Origin of the sequence: Streptomyces sp. NPDC050211 (assembly GCF_040656035.1) — a bacterium.
Lineage (GTDB): Bacteria > Actinomycetota > Actinomycetes > Streptomycetales > Streptomycetaceae > Streptomyces.
The window spans coordinates 162083-176994 of the sequence record NZ_JBFALC010000013.1; the positions used below are offsets into that span (position 1 = coordinate 162083).

General features: G+C 67.8%; 16 protein-coding genes, 1 tRNA gene and 1 pseudogene. 13 read left to right on the forward strand and 5 right to left on the reverse strand.

Features of this window, described 5'->3' with window-relative positions:
* Positions 1-177 precede the first annotated feature (177 nt).
* Complete coding sequence (locus tag AB0I98_RS17045; protein WP_362941758.1) at positions 178-513, reverse strand: DUF6344 domain-containing protein; 336 nt, start codon at positions 511-513, stop codon at positions 178-180.
* Positions 514-840: 327 nt separating this feature from the next.
* Here AB0I98_RS17045 and AB0I98_RS17050 point away from each other — a divergent pair, with 327 nt between their 5' ends.
* Both AB0I98_RS17050 and AB0I98_RS17055 read left to right on the forward strand, forming a co-directional pair.
* On the forward strand, positions 841-969 hold the full coding sequence (locus tag AB0I98_RS17050; RefSeq protein WP_003999697.1) for a DLW-39 family protein: 129 nt from the start codon (positions 841-843) through the stop codon (positions 967-969).
* Between the two features lie 289 nt (positions 970-1258).
* The gene (locus AB0I98_RS17055) at positions 1259-2554 is read left to right on the forward strand and encodes a hypothetical protein (protein ID WP_362941761.1); all 1296 of its coding nucleotides are present in this window, start codon (positions 1259-1261) and stop codon (positions 2552-2554) included.
* A gap of 25 nt (positions 2555-2579) precedes the next feature.
* On the opposite strand, the gene AB0I98_RS17060 is transcribed toward AB0I98_RS17055, so the two are convergent.
* Positions 2580-4226: a protein kinase gene (locus tag AB0I98_RS17060; protein WP_362941764.1), complete on the reverse strand. Its 1647-nt coding sequence runs from the start codon at positions 4224-4226 to the stop codon at positions 2580-2582.
* A gap of 192 nt (positions 4227-4418) precedes the next feature.
* The gene (locus tag AB0I98_RS17065) at positions 4419-4967 is read right to left on the reverse strand and encodes a DNA-binding protein (protein WP_210573411.1); all 549 of its coding nucleotides are present in this window, start codon (positions 4965-4967) and stop codon (positions 4419-4421) included.
* Positions 4968-5149: 182 nt separating this feature from the next.
* Between AB0I98_RS17065 and AB0I98_RS17070 the strand changes: the two genes are divergently transcribed.
* Positions 5150-5222, forward strand: a tRNA-Ala gene (locus tag AB0I98_RS17070).
* A 421-nt stretch (positions 5223-5643) separates the two neighbouring features.
* Here the strand turns inward: AB0I98_RS17070 and AB0I98_RS17075 are convergent.
* Positions 5644-6345 carry a DUF5324 family protein gene (locus tag AB0I98_RS17075; protein WP_362941767.1) on the reverse strand — a complete coding sequence of 234 codons (702 nt, stop codon included), beginning with the start codon at positions 6343-6345 and terminating at the stop codon, positions 5644-5646.
* Positions 6346-6664: 319 nt separating this feature from the next.
* Here AB0I98_RS17075 and AB0I98_RS17080 point away from each other — a divergent pair, with 319 nt between their 5' ends.
* Positions 6665-7198 carry a peptidylprolyl isomerase gene (locus tag AB0I98_RS17080; RefSeq protein ID WP_362941770.1) on the forward strand — a complete coding sequence of 178 codons (534 nt, stop codon included), beginning with the start codon at positions 6665-6667 and terminating at the stop codon, positions 7196-7198.
* A gap of 110 nt (positions 7199-7308) precedes the next feature.
* The gene (locus tag AB0I98_RS17085; RefSeq protein ID WP_362941773.1) at positions 7309-8214 is read left to right on the forward strand and encodes a rhomboid family intramembrane serine protease; all 906 of its coding nucleotides are present in this window, start codon (positions 7309-7311) and stop codon (positions 8212-8214) included.
* 258 nt (positions 8215-8472) lie between these two features.
* On the opposite strand, the gene crgA is transcribed toward AB0I98_RS17085, so the two are convergent.
* Positions 8473-8727 carry a cell division protein CrgA gene (gene crgA, locus AB0I98_RS17090; RefSeq protein ID WP_362941776.1) on the reverse strand — a complete coding sequence of 85 codons (255 nt, stop codon included), beginning with the start codon at positions 8725-8727 and terminating at the stop codon, positions 8473-8475.
* 142 nt (positions 8728-8869) lie between these two features.
* On the opposite strand from crgA, the gene AB0I98_RS17095 reads away from it, so the two are divergent.
* The 8 genes and pseudogenes from AB0I98_RS17095 to AB0I98_RS17130 form a co-directional block, all read left to right on the forward strand.
* Entirely contained in the window at positions 8870-9649 is a 780-nt protein-coding gene (locus AB0I98_RS17095) for a DUF881 domain-containing protein (protein ID WP_362941778.1), read from the forward strand.
* 19 nt (positions 9650-9668) lie between these two features.
* Positions 9669-10361 (forward strand): class E sortase, encoded by a 693-nt coding sequence (locus AB0I98_RS17100; protein WP_362941780.1) that lies wholly within the window; start codon positions 9669-9671, stop codon positions 10359-10361.
* Between the two features lie 17 nt (positions 10362-10378).
* Entirely contained in the window at positions 10379-10576 is a 198-nt protein-coding gene (locus tag AB0I98_RS17105; protein ID WP_210573855.1) for a hypothetical protein, read from the forward strand.
* On the forward strand, positions 10573-11211 hold the full coding sequence (locus tag AB0I98_RS17110; RefSeq protein WP_362941782.1) for an aminodeoxychorismate/anthranilate synthase component II: 639 nt from the start codon (positions 10573-10575) through the stop codon (positions 11209-11211). The genes AB0I98_RS17105 and AB0I98_RS17110 overlap by 4 nt, the downstream gene beginning before the upstream one ends.
* The gene (locus AB0I98_RS17115; RefSeq protein WP_362941784.1) at positions 11208-12512 is read left to right on the forward strand and encodes a class E sortase; all 1305 of its coding nucleotides are present in this window, start codon (positions 11208-11210) and stop codon (positions 12510-12512) included. Before AB0I98_RS17110 ends, AB0I98_RS17115 begins: the two co-directional genes overlap by 4 nt.
* A gap of 12 nt (positions 12513-12524) precedes the next feature.
* The gene (locus AB0I98_RS17120) at positions 12525-13283 is read left to right on the forward strand and encodes a class E sortase (RefSeq protein ID WP_362941786.1); all 759 of its coding nucleotides are present in this window, start codon (positions 12525-12527) and stop codon (positions 13281-13283) included.
* A gap of 504 nt (positions 13284-13787) precedes the next feature.
* On the forward strand, positions 13788-14207 hold the full coding sequence (locus AB0I98_RS17125) for a hypothetical protein (protein WP_362941789.1): 420 nt from the start codon (positions 13788-13790) through the stop codon (positions 14205-14207).
* A 215-nt stretch (positions 14208-14422) separates the two neighbouring features.
* Positions 14423-14704: pseudogene (locus tag AB0I98_RS17130) on the forward strand (sortase); the annotation flags it as partial.
* Positions 14705-14912 lie beyond the last annotated feature (208 nt).

The following is a 14912-nucleotide window of genomic DNA, read 5'->3' on the forward strand; positions in this document are numbered from 1 at the left end:
ATCCCCAGGATCTACCGGGCTTCTGCATGTGTGGATCTGGTACCCCGCTACTGCCCCGTCACTTGTTCGTGAGAAAGTCCCGGCCGCTCGAGTCGAGCGGCCGGGACTTGGTCCGGGCGGTGCTGTACGCAAGTTCGCCGGTGCGGGATGGGGGAGGAGGAAGGAGCGCGCCGGGACTCAGCGCTGGAGGAGCGTGAGGGGCTCGGCCGGGTCGCAGAGGGCGGCGGCTTCGAGTGCCGCGTCCGCAACCGTGTCCGTCTGCGGTCGGTGCCGACAGCTGGGGGACTTTCCGTGGGCCTCGGCGCGGATGCGTTGCTTCATGGTGGGGGGCAGTGAGCGGGACCAGGCCCAGGGGATCGGCGGCGCCGTCACGTGCGTGACGCTGTCGCTCGCGGCCTCGGACTGCGGTACGGCCGCGTTCGCGGTCGTGGTGGCGAATCCGAGCGCCGTGCACAGCGCGAGGAAGGCGGTGACGATGGCGGTCCACAGCTTCATGACCTTGTTCCTGGCCATGGCCCCTCACTTTCGGGTTGGGCGATTTGCGTACTTTCCTCATGATGTTTATGTGGGTCGCGAAGTGGTGGACCGACGCCCCTTGCGCGTCGATGTTCCGATCAACACCACACGAATGGGTGCAGAGGGGATGAAAAGCGCAAGTGGGGTCATAAAGTCGCCGTCCGTGTCGGTGTGATCACCCTCCGATCGGAGAGGTGTCGTCCGCTTCTACTGCGGTGTTCCGGACGGGAGTTGGCTGCGGACTCAGGTCACCGATCGATATCGATCGGTGTGTATAGTCGGGCGGCAGAGGTCCCCTACGTCAAGGAAAGACGAGGTCGCGCGGTGAAGAAGCTTCTCCTGGTCGCACTGGCCGCCATCGGCGGGCTCCTCGTGTACCGCCAGATCCAGGCGGATCGCGCCGAGCAGGATCTGTGGACGGAGGCGACTGACTCCGTGCCCACGGGTTCGTGAGTATCGACATCGGATTCTGAAAACCCCGGCCGCCGAGCGGTCGGGGTTTTGTGTTGCGGGACATCCCCGGATGTGCGAGGGGGCGCGATGTGCCACGAGGTGCCTTCGAGGCGGGCGTTTCGGCCGCTCGTACGGATTGCGCGGATGACATACCCCCGAGCGGGGCAGGATGGGCCACGGTCCCGGGTCCGGCGACGACGAGGGGTGGCGTGTCATGGGGCGGCGGCGTACGACGTGGGGGCGTGCGAGGGGATGGCCCAGTCATCCTTGTCCGTCGCAGTACGCGCGCGTGGCTGTCGCGGCAGCCGTCCTGTGTGCGGCGACAGTTCTGCCGGGAGGTGCGGCGCTCGCCGCAGGGGCGGCGGCCAGCGCCAACGCCTTCGGAACGCCCAGCTCGTACGCCTTCGACGAGGACGCCCGGTCCGTCGAGGGGGCGGCAGGCACCGCGGAGGCCGACCGGCTGGACGTGGCCACGACGTACCGCAGTTCCCTCCCACAGGGCGGCAAGCTCTTCTACCGCCTCGAACTCGACGCCACCTCGGACGTGTACGTCTCCGTGACCGCCGTCCCGCGCGCGGGCACCACAGTGACCCCCACGGACAGCCTCAAGGTGTCGGTACAGGACGCCAACAGCCGCTCCTGTTCGTACGACACCGCCACCTTCGGGAGCCGCAGCCCGCACCCGATCGCCGCCTGGGGAGAGCGCGAGGCCGCCGCGAGCGGCTCCTCCTGCGAAGGCGCGGGCACCTACTACGTGGTCGTCGAGCGCGTCGACCGGAGCGGTTCCTCACCCGACGCCTGGGACCTGGAGCTGGCCCCCGCCTCCGAACCACAGCTGAGGCAGACCAGCGCGACCGAGACCGAAGCACCCAAGGACTGGAACTCCGCTTCGCCCACACCCGTGCTGAGCGAGGCCGAGCACCGTGACGGCGGCGGCGGATTCACCCGGGCCACATCCATCGGTCAAGGCGTCTGGCGGGACGACCTGCGGCCCGGCCAGACCCTCTTCTACAAGGTGCCGGTCGACTGGGGACAGCAGCTCTACGCCACCGCCGAGTTGGGCAGTACGAGCAGCGACGGCAGCCTCGTGGCCGCCGCCCTGGACATGTCCCTCTACAACCCCGTACGCGCCCAGGTCGACGACGTCAGCCTGCACTACAACGGCAGCCAGAAGGCGGAGTCGATCGATCCGCTGCCGCCGGTCGCCTACGTCAACCGCTATGCCAGTCCCTCCGACCCGGTCAGCGGCATGCGGTTCGCCGGCTCGTACTACCTCGTCGTCCATCTCGCGGAGCAGGTGGCCGACCAGTTCGGCGACGGGCCCTTCGGGCTGACGCTGCGGATCCGTGTCAGCGGTGAGGCCGAGGGCGAGCCCGGTTACGCGGGGAAAGCCGAGCCGCCGAACCTCTTCGACGTCACGGCACAGGACCAGGAGGCCGTCCTCGGGGGCGGCTCCGGGGCATCCGGGAGCGGCGACGCCGCGATGACGGTGGTCGCCGTGGGCGGGATCGGCGCGGGCACAGTGCTGGTGGCGGTGCTCGGGGTGTGGACGCTCATGGCGCGGAGGCGGGCCGGGGCCTGGTAGGGCGGATGTGCCCGCGGGCCGGGGCTCAGATGCGGGTCAGCGCCCAGAACCCCACCACGTAGCAGGCCAGCGCGAGCAGCAGCAGCGGGATGGCCACCTTCGCCGGCGGGCCGGGGCGGCGGCGTGGGCGGGCTGCCCGGTGGCGTGGCTGCGAAATTGCCTGCGCGGAAGGTGGAACCTGCGGGTCCTGAGCGGTGTACGAAGCAGTAGAGGCATCGGCGCGGTGATGCGATGCCGGTGTCAGGGCCTGAGTGAAGTGGCGCGGCGTGGGCGGTTGGGGGGAGGACAGGACATGCGTGGGGTCGTAGGGGGAGAAGGTGGCGGGGCTGTGGTGGCTGCCCTCGGGTGGCTGGGGCTGCGGATGTGGGTGCAGTTGTGGATGCGGCTGAGGTTGTGGTTGTGGCTGGTGCTCGGGTCGCCGCTGGGCTTGGGCATCCACCTGCTGCGGCCGAGGGGAGGAGCCGGTGGGCTGAGGGGGCGGCAGATGGAAGCTGCCGGTGTCCGACATGCTGGGCGGCTGCGACCCCGTCGGCTGCCGGGGATCGGTGCCCTGCCCTGGACCGCCGACCTGCTGCTGGGCATCGGGTACCTGCCGCGGATCGGTCTCCTGGCGCAGATCAGCCGGTACGACGGCTGCGCCCGCGCCGGTCGGGCCAGAACCCGCGCCGGAGCTGTTCGGCCCGGAGCCCGTATCGGAGTCCGTATCAGAGCTGTTCGGCACGTAGCCCGTGTCGCCCCGCTCGGCAGCCGAGCCCGGCCCGCCCCTGGTCGGCTCCACGCCCCGTGCAGGCTTGAGTGGGCCTTCGGGGCCGAACCCCGGGGGAAGCGGGCCGATTTGGTCGAAGATCTCGATCAGTTCGTCGTCCGGGCCGCCCTCCGGAAGGAGCTCCGCGGCCGAGGCGAGGGCCTTGCGCGCCCCCGTGGCTGTGCGGAAGCGCGCCTGGGGATCCGGCTGCAGCAGCGTGGCCACGACCTGCCACAGCGGCTCGGGAATGCCCTTCGGCGCCCCCGGAGTCCCGTGCTCCGCGAAGTACTGGATGAGGGCCTTGGCATCCGGCTTGGCGCCCTCCAGCAGATACAGCGCCACCAGCCCTACGGCGAACAGGTCCGCGGCGAAGTCCGGCTCCGCGCCCATCATCTGCTCCGGCGCCAGATATCCGGGCGTGCCCACCACGAGATTGGTCTCCGTCAACCGCGGCTCGCCCAGGCGCATGGCGATACCGAAGTCGGACAGCCGCAGCCGCGGCCTGCCCGTGCCGGTGGCCTCCAACAGGACGTTGGCGGGCTTGATGTCGCGGTGCACGACGTTCTCCGCGTGCACCGCGGCCAGCCCCGACAGGAGCTGGTCGAGCAGGGTGCAGACGAAGGGCGCCGGCAGCGGGCCGTAGTCCCCGATCAGATGGACCAGCGAACCGCCGGCGACCAGATCCATGGTGAACAGGACCTTGTCGTCGTCAGCGGCCCAGCTGGCCGGCGCGAGCACATGAGGGTGATCGATCCGCAACGCCTGCTCCCGCACGAAGCGCAGCAGCGAGTGCGCGTCGCTCTGTTGCAGCACCTTGGCGGCGACATAGCGGCGTCTGCGATGGTCCCAGGCACGCCACACAGCGCCCACGCCGCCGCGTCCGATCGGGTCGGCCAGTTCATACCGGCCGGCGAAGACCTCACCCATGGCTGTGCGTCGCTCCTCCCCCTGCGGCTGTCCCCCTTGCTTCCCCCTAGATGAGCGATACGACTCCTGCCGCCCCCTGTGCGATGAGCGATACCCCCGTGGATCGCGGCCCCCCGTGTTCCACGAACCCTTGCGCCCACTCCTCGGCCGTCGACCCGGCTACCGAACCCCCTTCGGTGACCGGGCGCCGGTTCAGCTCTGGTGGGACTGGTAGTGCGCGACCGCGTCGGAGGTGCGGCCCGCGCCGTACACCCGGAGGAACTCTGCCAGTTCCGGGTGGGTCGGGGCGAGGGTGTCCGCCGCCTCGATGATGTCTCCCGCCGCCGCCACCGAGCGCAGCAGCGACTGGATCTCGCGGACCACCCGCTTGACCGTGGGCGCCCCCGAACTGCTGGTCGTGGTCGTGGTGTTGCTGAGCACCGAGCCCCCCTGCGACTTCTTGATCTCTTCCATGCGCTCGGTCGCCTCGGCCGCACTCACGCTGCCGTCCGCGACCTGCCCCGCCAGATCCTGCAGTAGTTGCACCCGCTGGACCACTGCGGGATTGCCGATCTTCGCCCGCTGGCCGCTCATCAGCTGCGACAGCATCGGTGCGGACAGGCCCAGTACCCCCGCGAGACGAGCCTGGTTGAGACCAAGATCGTCTATCAGCTTACGGAAGAGCGCCCCCAACGGCTCCCCGTACCAGTTCCGCTGCAGTTCCCGCGCTCTTGCGGTGGCTTCCTGCTGTGCGGCGTCCATTGCGTCTCCCCATCGCTTTCCCCAAAACGGCGGTTCGCTGTCGCGAACCACGCCGAGCATCTTACGGAGAGTGGCGGTCCATCGGGACCCCCAATCTTTTTGCGAGATACGGGGGGCGACCCGGTACTCTGGTCTGCGGCGCCCGCCGGTATGTGGTTCTTCCGGTCGGACGCTCATCTTCCGGGGCCTTAGCTCAGTTGGTAGAGCGCTGTCTTTGCATGGCAGATGTCAGGGGTTCGACTCCCCTAGGCTCCACACCTCGGACCGGCCAGGTGCCTCAGCGGCGCCTGGCCGGTTCTTTTATTGGGCCGGTTTCCAGGAGTGACGTGCGTCACGTGGGGCGCCCGAGGGCGTTGCAGTTCTTTGCGCAAACAGATGGGGCGGGCGAGGGCGGCGAAGCGGTCGCCGACCGTGACCGGCGGCGGATGAGGGAGCGCGCTCCGGCGTGCAGGCCGTGTGAGCTGGTGTGAACGGTTATAGGTAGCCAGAGGAATACGTTCCGTTAAGGAAGTCTGTGCCGAACCTGCACAACTGGGCCGTTGCAAACGTCATCGGGAGCGGCGTGTGTAAACGCATGCCCGGGCTCGACGCCTGTTCCACGTGAAACATCACAGTGGGGCGGGAGACCCTCAAGTCTCCCGCCCCACCGCACAGTTGGCGCGACCTGCCGGAACGCTCACCGACCCTCGTCGCGCTTGGCGGCCTCCTCCTCAGCCTCCTTGGCCTGAACCTCGGGATCGAGCACGGCCTGACCGCTGCCGTCCACCGAGGTCAGTCGGCCGCCCTCGGGCACCTCCGTCGCGGCGGGCGGCTCGACCAGCCAGTCCGGGTTGGCCTGCTTGTCCCACCACTTCCAGGCGGCGAAAGCACCGCCCGCCAACACGCCGAGAACCGCCAGCGCCTTGGCGACCCGGCCGGCCCGAGCACGCCGCTCGTGCCGACGGGCCAACTTCTGGATGTCCTCGGCCGAGACATGGCTGCGCAGCGCAGCCAACGCGGCGGCACTCCGAGCAGCGGCCTCGTCCTTGACGGGCACGGCCACAGCCACCGCCTGCTCAAGCCGCGGCTTGGAGTAGTCGGCGGCCTGCCGAGCAGCCTTGCGGGTGCGGGCGGCGGCCTCATGGGCGGCCTGGTCGACCTTCGGCGGTACATGGGTGCGGGCCTGCTCCAGACGCGGCACGACATGCGTGCCGTACTGAGCGCGCGCCTGCTCGGCGGCCAGCGACACCTTCGGCGCAAGCCGTACGCGTGCCTCGTGCGCATAGTGCGCGGCCCTGTCCTTGGCCGTGTCGGCGTAGGGCGCCACCACTTCCGCGGCGTGCAGCACGCTGTCCTTCGCCGAGCCGGTCGCGGCGCGCACGCTGTCGATGCGGGTCACGGGATCCTCCTCCTCGGTGGCGTACGGTATTTCGGCTATCCACCCTTTTACGGATCATGCCTGCAAGGAAGCCCTTGGGCATGTGAGGGCGGGCATCCGGGTCATGGATCAAGTGCAATAGCGGATGAATACGGGGCAACGGGAGCTTGTCGTCGACAATGCCACGGATCGCCGCTTCGCGCCCCCGGCCCGAGGCCACTCGCCCGGATTTCTCCCCGGCGACACGCAGGCAAACCGGTGCGGAACCGGGCGGCGGGCGACGTACGGCGTGGACCGTGCGAGGATCAGGGGGTCACAGGAAGACAACGGAAGGCAGATCGTGGCTGAGCAGCTCTACGCCACCCTGAAGACCAACAGCGGCGACATCGAAGTCCGGCTCCTGCCGAACCACGCGCCCAAGACGGTCCGGAACTTTGTCGAGCTCGCCAAGGGCGAGCGTGAATGGACCAACCCCGCCACCGGCGAGCGGTCCACCAACAAGCTCTACGACGGCACGGTCTTCCACCGGGTGATCAGCGGCTTCATGATCCAGGGCGGTGACCCGCTGGGCAACGGCACCGGCGGCCCCGGCTACCAGTTCGAGGACGAGTTCCACCCGGACCTCTCCTTCGACAAGCCCTACCTCCTGGCCATGGCCAACGCCGGTCCGGGCACCAACGGCTCGCAGTTCTTCATCACGGTCGCCCCGACGACCTGGCTGAACCGCAAGCACACCATCTTCGGCGAAGTCACCGACGGCGCGAGCCAGAAGGTCATCGACGCCATCGCGTCCGCGCAGACCAACCCGCGCACCGACCGCCCGGTCAACGACGTCGTCATCGAGTCGGTCGTCGTCGAGACCCGCGAAGGCTAGGACAGACCCTGGGTCCGAAGGGCCCGGTACCTCCCGCAGGGAACCAAACGCCCCGCTCATCCGTAAGGATGTGCGGGGCGGTTCAGCTGCGTACGAGACGAGGGGATCCCATGGACCAGGCGCCAGGCAGCCCACAGGGCCCGGAGGACCAGGGCCCCGCGCAGAGCGCACCTGTCTGCTACCGGCATCCGGACCGCGAGACCGGCGTGCGCTGCACCCGCTGCGAGCGCCCCATCTGCCCCGAGTGCATGGTCAGCGCCTCCGTCGGCTTCCAGTGCCCCAACTGCGTCCGCGAAGGCACCGGCACCGGCGTCTCGCCCACCGCATCCCGGCCCCGCACCATCGCCGGCGGCACGGTGACTGTCGATCCCCGGCTGATTACCAAGATTCTCGTCGGCGTCAACCTCCTCGTCTTCCTTGTCCAGCTGTCCGTCGGCGACCGCTTCACCGAGCGCTTCGAGCTCCTCGGGCGGGCCTACTTTCCCCTCCTCGGCGGGGTCGAGGGCGTGGCCGAGGGCCAGTGGTATCGGCTGCTGACAGCGATGTTCCTGCACAGCAGCTACATCCACATCCTGTTCAACATGCTCAGCCTGTGGTGGATCGGCGGTCCTCTGGAAGCCGCGCTCGGCCGGGTCCGCTACCTCGCGCTCTACTTCGTCTCGGGTCTCGCAGGCAGCGCGCTCACCTACCTGCTCGCTGCCGCGAACCAGCCTTCACTCGGAGCCTCGGGCGCCATCTTCGGCCTGTTCGGCGCGACCGCCATCCTCATGCGCCGCCTCAACTACGACATGCGGCCGGTGATCGCCCTTCTGGTGATCAACCTCATCTTCACCTTCGGCTGGCCCAACATCGCCTGGCAAGCGCACATCGGCGGCCTCGTCGCCGGTGCCGCCATCGGCTACGCGATGGTCCACGCCCCCCGCGAGCGGCGGAACCTCGTCCAGTACGGCAGCTGTGTGCTGCTGCTGGTCGTGATCGTCGGAGTGACTCTCTTGAGGACAGCCCAGCTCACTTGATCCCCAGCATTGTCCACAGTCTGTGGCGGATCTTGTGCACGCTGTGCGGGAACGGCTGCGCCCCCTGTATCTGACCTACGTTTCCGCAGGTCAGATACAGGGGGCGAACGTGCTTTCGGTTGCCGGTAGGTCTGTCACACCGGCGTCAACACTCGATGGGTTATCCACAGATCGTCGTTCTTTCCACACTGTGGACAACGACTGTGGATAACTCAGCGGATAGGCCTGGGCAGAACTGTGTTCACCGGCCCGTGGCCGCTACTTCCACTGGGTCGAAACGCCGAATCCCGCGGCGATGAAGCCGAAGCCCACGACGATGTTCCAGTTGTCGAGACTGTCGATGGGCAGGGAGCCGTCGGTGACGTAGAACACCACGATCCATGCCAGGCCGATGAGGAACATGGCCAGCATGACGGGCGCGACCCAGGTGCGGCTGGTGAGCTTGATGGAGGTCGCCTGCTTCGCCGGCGGCGGCGTGTAGTCGGCCTTCTTGCGGATACGTGACTTCGGCACGAGGGTCTCTCCTGTCGATGCGCTGCGTGGCCGCGCAGGGAACTGGGGCGGGCTCCGGGGCAGCGTACAAGGGGACTCTTAGTGCTCCCCCGGGCGTCCGTTAGCGTAGTGCTTCCGCGGCGCCGAAGGAGATAAGGGTACGTTGAGCAATTCTGCCGACTCCCCCGGGACGGGATCCAGCCCTGCCCGCGGACGCCGTTTCCGGCCGGTGCGGGTGCTCACAGCGGGTGTGTTCGCTCTCGCGGGGCTCATTTTCTTCACCAGTTTCAATACTGCCAAAGGCACCAATATCCGCACGGATGACTCCTTGCTGAAGCTGTCCGACCTGATTCAGGAGCGCAGCCACAACAACGGCAAGCTGGATGAATCCAACGCGGGCCTGCGGGAGGACATCGACGCGCTTGCCGAGCGGGACGACGGCAGCAGCAAGGCCGAGGACGACAGGCTGGCCGCCCTGGAGAAGAACGCGGGTACCCAGAAGCTCACCGGTGAGGCGATCACGGTCACCCTCAACGACGCTCCGCCGGACGCCACGGCCAAGCTCCCCGGCTATCCCGAGCCGCAGCCCGACTACCTGGTCATCCACCAGCAGGACCTCCAGGCCGTGGTGAACGCCCTCTGGCAGGGCGGTGCCAAGGGCATCAAGGTCATGGACCAGCGGCTGATCTCCACCAGCGCCGTGCGGTGTGTGGGCAACACCCTGATTCTTCAGGGCCGCGTCTACTCGCCGCCGTACAAGATCACGGCGGTCGGGGACCCGGAGAAGCTGCAGAAGGCGCTCACCGCGTCTCCGGCGATCCAGAACTACATGGTGTACGTCAACGTGTACGGGCTCGGCTGGAAAGTCGAGGAGGACGGGGCGGTGACTCTGCCCGGCTACTCGGGCACAGTGGATCTGCAGTACGCCCAGCCCGTGGAGTGAGTCTGTTCAGGAGCTGCCGGTGCGTGTCGTCGTCAGGACTGTCAGCGAGCTCTGTATCACCGTAGGCACCTTGATAGTCCTGTTCGTCGTCTATGTGCTGTTCTGGATCGGCGTGAAGGCCGACAACGTCATGGGCGACCAGATCGACCAGCTCGAGGAGCAGTGGGCGCGCGGGGCGGTGCAGCCCGCGCCGTCGGCGGCCCCCGGCGCTTCGGCCGCCCCGGCGGAGCCGGCGCTGTACGAGAGTGGCAAGCCTTTCGCGATCATGTACATCCCGCGTCTTGGTTTCACGTGGAACAAGCCCGTGCTCGAGGGCACCGCCACCGGCACGCTCAAGAAGGGCCTCGGCCACTACGCGCGCACCGCCCAGCTCGGTCAGAAGGGCAACTTCTCGGTCGCGGGGCATCGGCGCACGTATGGAGACCCGTTCAAGGACTTTCCCGAGCTGAGGGCGGGGGATGCGGTGGTGCTGACGGACGGGGCGACGTGGTTCACGTACAGGATCGACAAAGGGCCCTACAAAACCGTTCCCACCGACGTTGAGGTGATCGATCCTGTGCCACGTAAATCGGGGTACACACGTGCGGGCCGCTATCTCACGCTGACCACCTGCGATCCGGAGTGGGGAAGCAGTCACCGGCTGATCGTCTGGGCTCATCTCGACTCCACCCAGCCTGTGGAGGCCGGGAAACCAGAGGCCCTGCGCCGTTAGTCTGGTGCGGGTACGGCGTGAGTCTGGTGCCGTGGTGCGACGGAAGGGACGGCATGTACGGCTGGATCTGGCGGCATCTGCCGGGGAACGCATGGGTGAAGGCGCTGATCTCGCTCATGCTGGTCGTGGCCGTGGTCTACGTCCTCTTCCAGTACGTCTTCCCGTGGGCTGAACCGCTGCTTCCCTTCAACGATGTGACGGTGGACAACCAGTGAGCGCGCGCATTCTCGTCGTCGACAACTACGACAGCTTCGTCTTCAACCTGGTCCAGTACCTGTACCAGCTGGGCGCCGAGTGCGAGGTCCTGCGCAACGACGAGGTGTCTACGGCGCACGCCCAGGACGGTTTCGACGGGGTGCTGCTGTCGCCGGGCCCGGGCACGCCGGAGCACGCCGGGGTCTGTGTGGACATGGTCCGCCACTGTGCCGCCACGGGGGTGCCCGTCTTCGGCGTCTGCCTCGGTATGCAGTCGATGCAGGTGGCGTACGGCGGTGTCGTGGACCGTGCGCCCGAGCTGCTGCACGGCAAGACGTCGCTGGTCGAGCATCGGGGCGAGGGCGTTTTCGCGGGCCTGCCGACGCCCTTCACGGCGACCCGCTACCACTCCCTGGCGGCGGAGCCGGAGACGGTCCCGGCCGAGCTGGAGGTCACCGCCCGCACCCACGACGGCATCATCATGGGCCTGCGGCACCGTGAACTCCCGGTCGAGGGTGTGCAGTTCCACCCCGAGTCGGTGCTGACCGAGCACGGTCACCGGATGCTGGCCAACTGGCTGGTGGAGTGCGGCGACCAGGGTGCGGTGGCGAGGTCGGCGGGGCTCGCCCCGGTGGTGGGCAGGGCCTCGGCGTGACCGCCCTGCGCCCCGAGCGCGAGTCCGGCGCGGCCGCTTATGGCAACGCCGGCGACCAGGGGACCTCGTACGGCGAGCAGCCGTACGGGGCGCCGGGTGCGTTCGAGGATTGGCAGGGCGAGGACTGGCAGGGCGGGCAGGGGACGTACGGCCAAGGAGTACGGGAGGGCTACGGAGCCGGGGAGACGCAGGCCTACGGGGTGGAGGAAACGCAGGCCTATGCGGCGCAGGAGCCGTACGCGCCGTCGTATCAGGCTTCCGTCGATGACGCCTCGTATCGCACGCCCGTCGACGCATCCGCGTATGACACCCCTGTGGACGGACCCTCCATACCGCCGGGCGGTGAGGCCTTTCTGCCTCCCGTCGATGAGGAGACCGTCGCCCTGCGGATACCCGATCCGCCTCCGGCAGCCGGCGGCGCGTCCATATCGGCTTCTGGCGCTTTCTCTGCCCCGTCGGCCACCGGACCCGCCCCGGGTGGCCGAGCGGCCCGCAGAAAGGCAGCCAAGCGCCGTCACGGGCGGCATGGCGGGGCGCGGGAGCCGCGGGAGGCGGCGTCGTCGGCCGAGGCGGAGGACGAGCGGCCGCTGTCGCGTGTGGAGGCTCGTCGGCGGGCGCGGGCGAACAAGCCGAGCGCCGGTGTCATGGCCAGCCGGGCGATCGGTGAGGTGTTCATCACCACCGGCGTACTGATGCTGCTGTTCGTCACCTACCAGCTGTGGTGGACGAACGTCCGGGCGCATGCGCAGGCCGGGAAGGCGGCGAGCAACCTCCAGCAGGACTGGGCGAGCGGTAAACGTGCCCCGGGGACCTTCGAGCCCGGGCAGGGCTTCGCCCTTCTGTACATCCCGAAGCTGGACGTGGTGGTGCCGATCGCCGAGGGCATCAGCAACAAGAAGGTGCTCGACAAGGGGATGGTCGGCCACTACGCCGAGGGCGCGCTGAAGACGGCGATGCCCAGTGCGAAGACCGGTAACTTCGGGCTGGCGGGGCATCGCAACACGCATGGCGAGCCGTTCCGGTACATCAACAAACTTCAGCCGGGCGATCCGATCGTCGTCGAGACGCAGGACACGTACTACGTCTACAAGATGGCGTCGATCCTGCCGGTGACTGCGCCGAGCAATGTGAGCGTGCTGGACCCCGTGCCCAAGGCCGGCGGTTTCACCGCGCCGGGCCGCTACATCACGCTGACGACGTGCACGCCGGAGTTCACCAGTAAGTACCGGATGATCGTCTGGGGCAAGATGGTCGAGGAACGGCCGCGCAGCAAGGGGAAGCCGGATGCGCTCGTCTCGTAAGGGCGGATGAACGTGGCAGCGACCACTGACGACACCGAGCACGCAGAGCGCACCGGCGCGCCCGGATCCGCGCCCGCCCCGCGCCGCCGCGGTCCCGGGCGGATCGCCATGGCGGTCAGTGTCTTCGGTGAGCTCCTCATCACGGCGGGCCTGGTGCTCGGTCTGTTCGTCGTCTACTCGCTGTGGTGGACGAACGTCATCGCGGACCGGGAGGCCGACAAGCAGGCCGACAAGGTCCGCGACACCTGGGCCCGTGACGGCGACTCCGGCCCCGTCGCCTTCGACAGCAAGAACGGCATCGGCTTCCTGCACGTCCCCGCGATGAGCAAGAGCGAGATCCTCGTGGAGAAGGGCACGACCTCGAAGATCCTCAACGACGGCGTCGCCGGCTACTACGTCGACCCCGTCAAGGCCGCCCTCCCCACCAGCGGCAAGAACGGCAACTTCAGCCTCGCCGCGCACCGTGACGGCCACGGCGCCAAGTTCCACAAGATCGACAAGATCCAGAAGGGCGACCCGATCGTCTTCGAGACGAAGGACAAGTGGTACGTCTACAAGGTCTACGCCGTCCTGCCCGAGACCTCGAAGTACAACGTCAAGGTCCTCTCGCCCATCCCGAAGGAGTCGGGCAAGCAGAAGGCCGGCAAGTACATCACGCTGACGACCTGCACGCCGGTGTTCACGTCTCGGTACCGGTATGTGGTGTGGGGGGAGTTGGAGCGGGTGGAGAAGGTGGACGGGGAGCGGACGCGGCCGGCGGAGCTGCGCTGAGCGCCTTCGGGCATTCGTCGGCCTGCCAGATAGATCATTTTCGGCCGCCGTATGGGCCGGTTACCGAAAGGCCGTCGTACTTCATCCGTGCGCACCTGTGCGCCGATTCGGATCGCTCCCACCAGCGCAGACGCCGAATCCGCACGTGCGGCAGCACCCGGAACGTGCATGTTTTCCGTCGCTTCCCTGTCGGGTTTCTTCATGGTCCCTCCAAGTTCGGTCGGTCTTCACGGCTGGGCGGCATTGAGCCAACCGCGGAGGGATCATTTGTTCGAAACTGGTGTGAACGTGCCAGCGGAGGGGGCGTCGGTGGCGCGCAGGTTCCCCTGTTCGCTCGCAGAGATCTGAACTATCCGCTAACAACAAGTGGACTGGCCCAATGTCGATCAACTGTTCGACATGTACTTGAATTTGATCAAGGCTTAGGGAACCATCGGCGTCGATCACCGGGAGGCCACCGTCCGAGGGGGATCGGGCCACCGGCGACCGAAGGGTAGAAGCAATATGAGAACTCGCACGCGCATAGCCACCGCCGTTGCCGCGACCGCTGTGCTCACGGTCGCGTTCACCGGTCAGGCATCCGCAGCGGAGGGGACCGCCAGCTGCTCGACGACCGGGGCGAGGGGCAGCATGGGGGCGAATTACCCCTCGGGCGACAACTGGATGTACGACGAGTTCAAGATCTCGCTGTCGGTTTCGGACACGTCCGCCGACGGGCACCACGTGCGGGTGCGCCTCCTCACCAAGGCGGTCGGGACCGATGCGGTCACGACGTGGAAGTGGCACTCCCTCACCTCGGGCTCGGGCAACACCCTGACCCTCAGCACCACAGCCCAGACTTCGAATGGCATTTGGGCCACCGGGGTCGAGGTGGCGCGCTTCGAAGGCGACACCAAGCTCAACTCCTGCCGCGATTGGTCCTGACGGGCGTCAGATCGGGCGACCTCCCCGGGAGCGGCACGCACTAACCAGCTGAGGCTACTGATCGCTCCACTGCGGGGGAAGAACGGGTGGACGCTGGCCGAGCAGGCTGGCCAGCGTCGCCCGGACCGGGCCATTGTCCAGTCAACTCCGCAGAGTGAGACGAGGACAGTGTGCGCCACGACATGGTCAAGGCCATCGCTGTCAGGTTTCGCTGCATCGACTAGATCGAGAAGGGCGACCCGATCGTCTTCGAGACGAAGGACAAGTGGTACGTCTACAAGGTCTACGCCGTCCTGCCCGAGACCTCGAAGTACAACGTCAAGGTGCTCTCGCCCATCCCGAAGGAATCCGGCAAGAACAAGGCCGGCAAGTACATCACGCTGACGACCTGCACGCCGGTGTTCACGTCTCGGTACCGGTATGTGGTGTGTGGGGGGGAGTTGGAGCGGGTGGAGAAGGTGGACGGGGAGCGGACGCCGCCGGAGGAGCTGCGCTGACTGAGTAACTTGCAGCAACTCAGTAGCATGACGGAGGCCCGAAGCCGCAACCTTCTCTTGCGGCTTCGGGCCTCCGTGTGTCACGCCGCGCCTACTCCAGAACCCTCAGCGGCTCCCCGGCGCTCCACTCCTCCAGCACTCCGCGGTGTATGGCGGTGATGCCGGTCTCGGCGGCGATGCTCAGGGCCTCAGGGGTGAAGGGGCATGT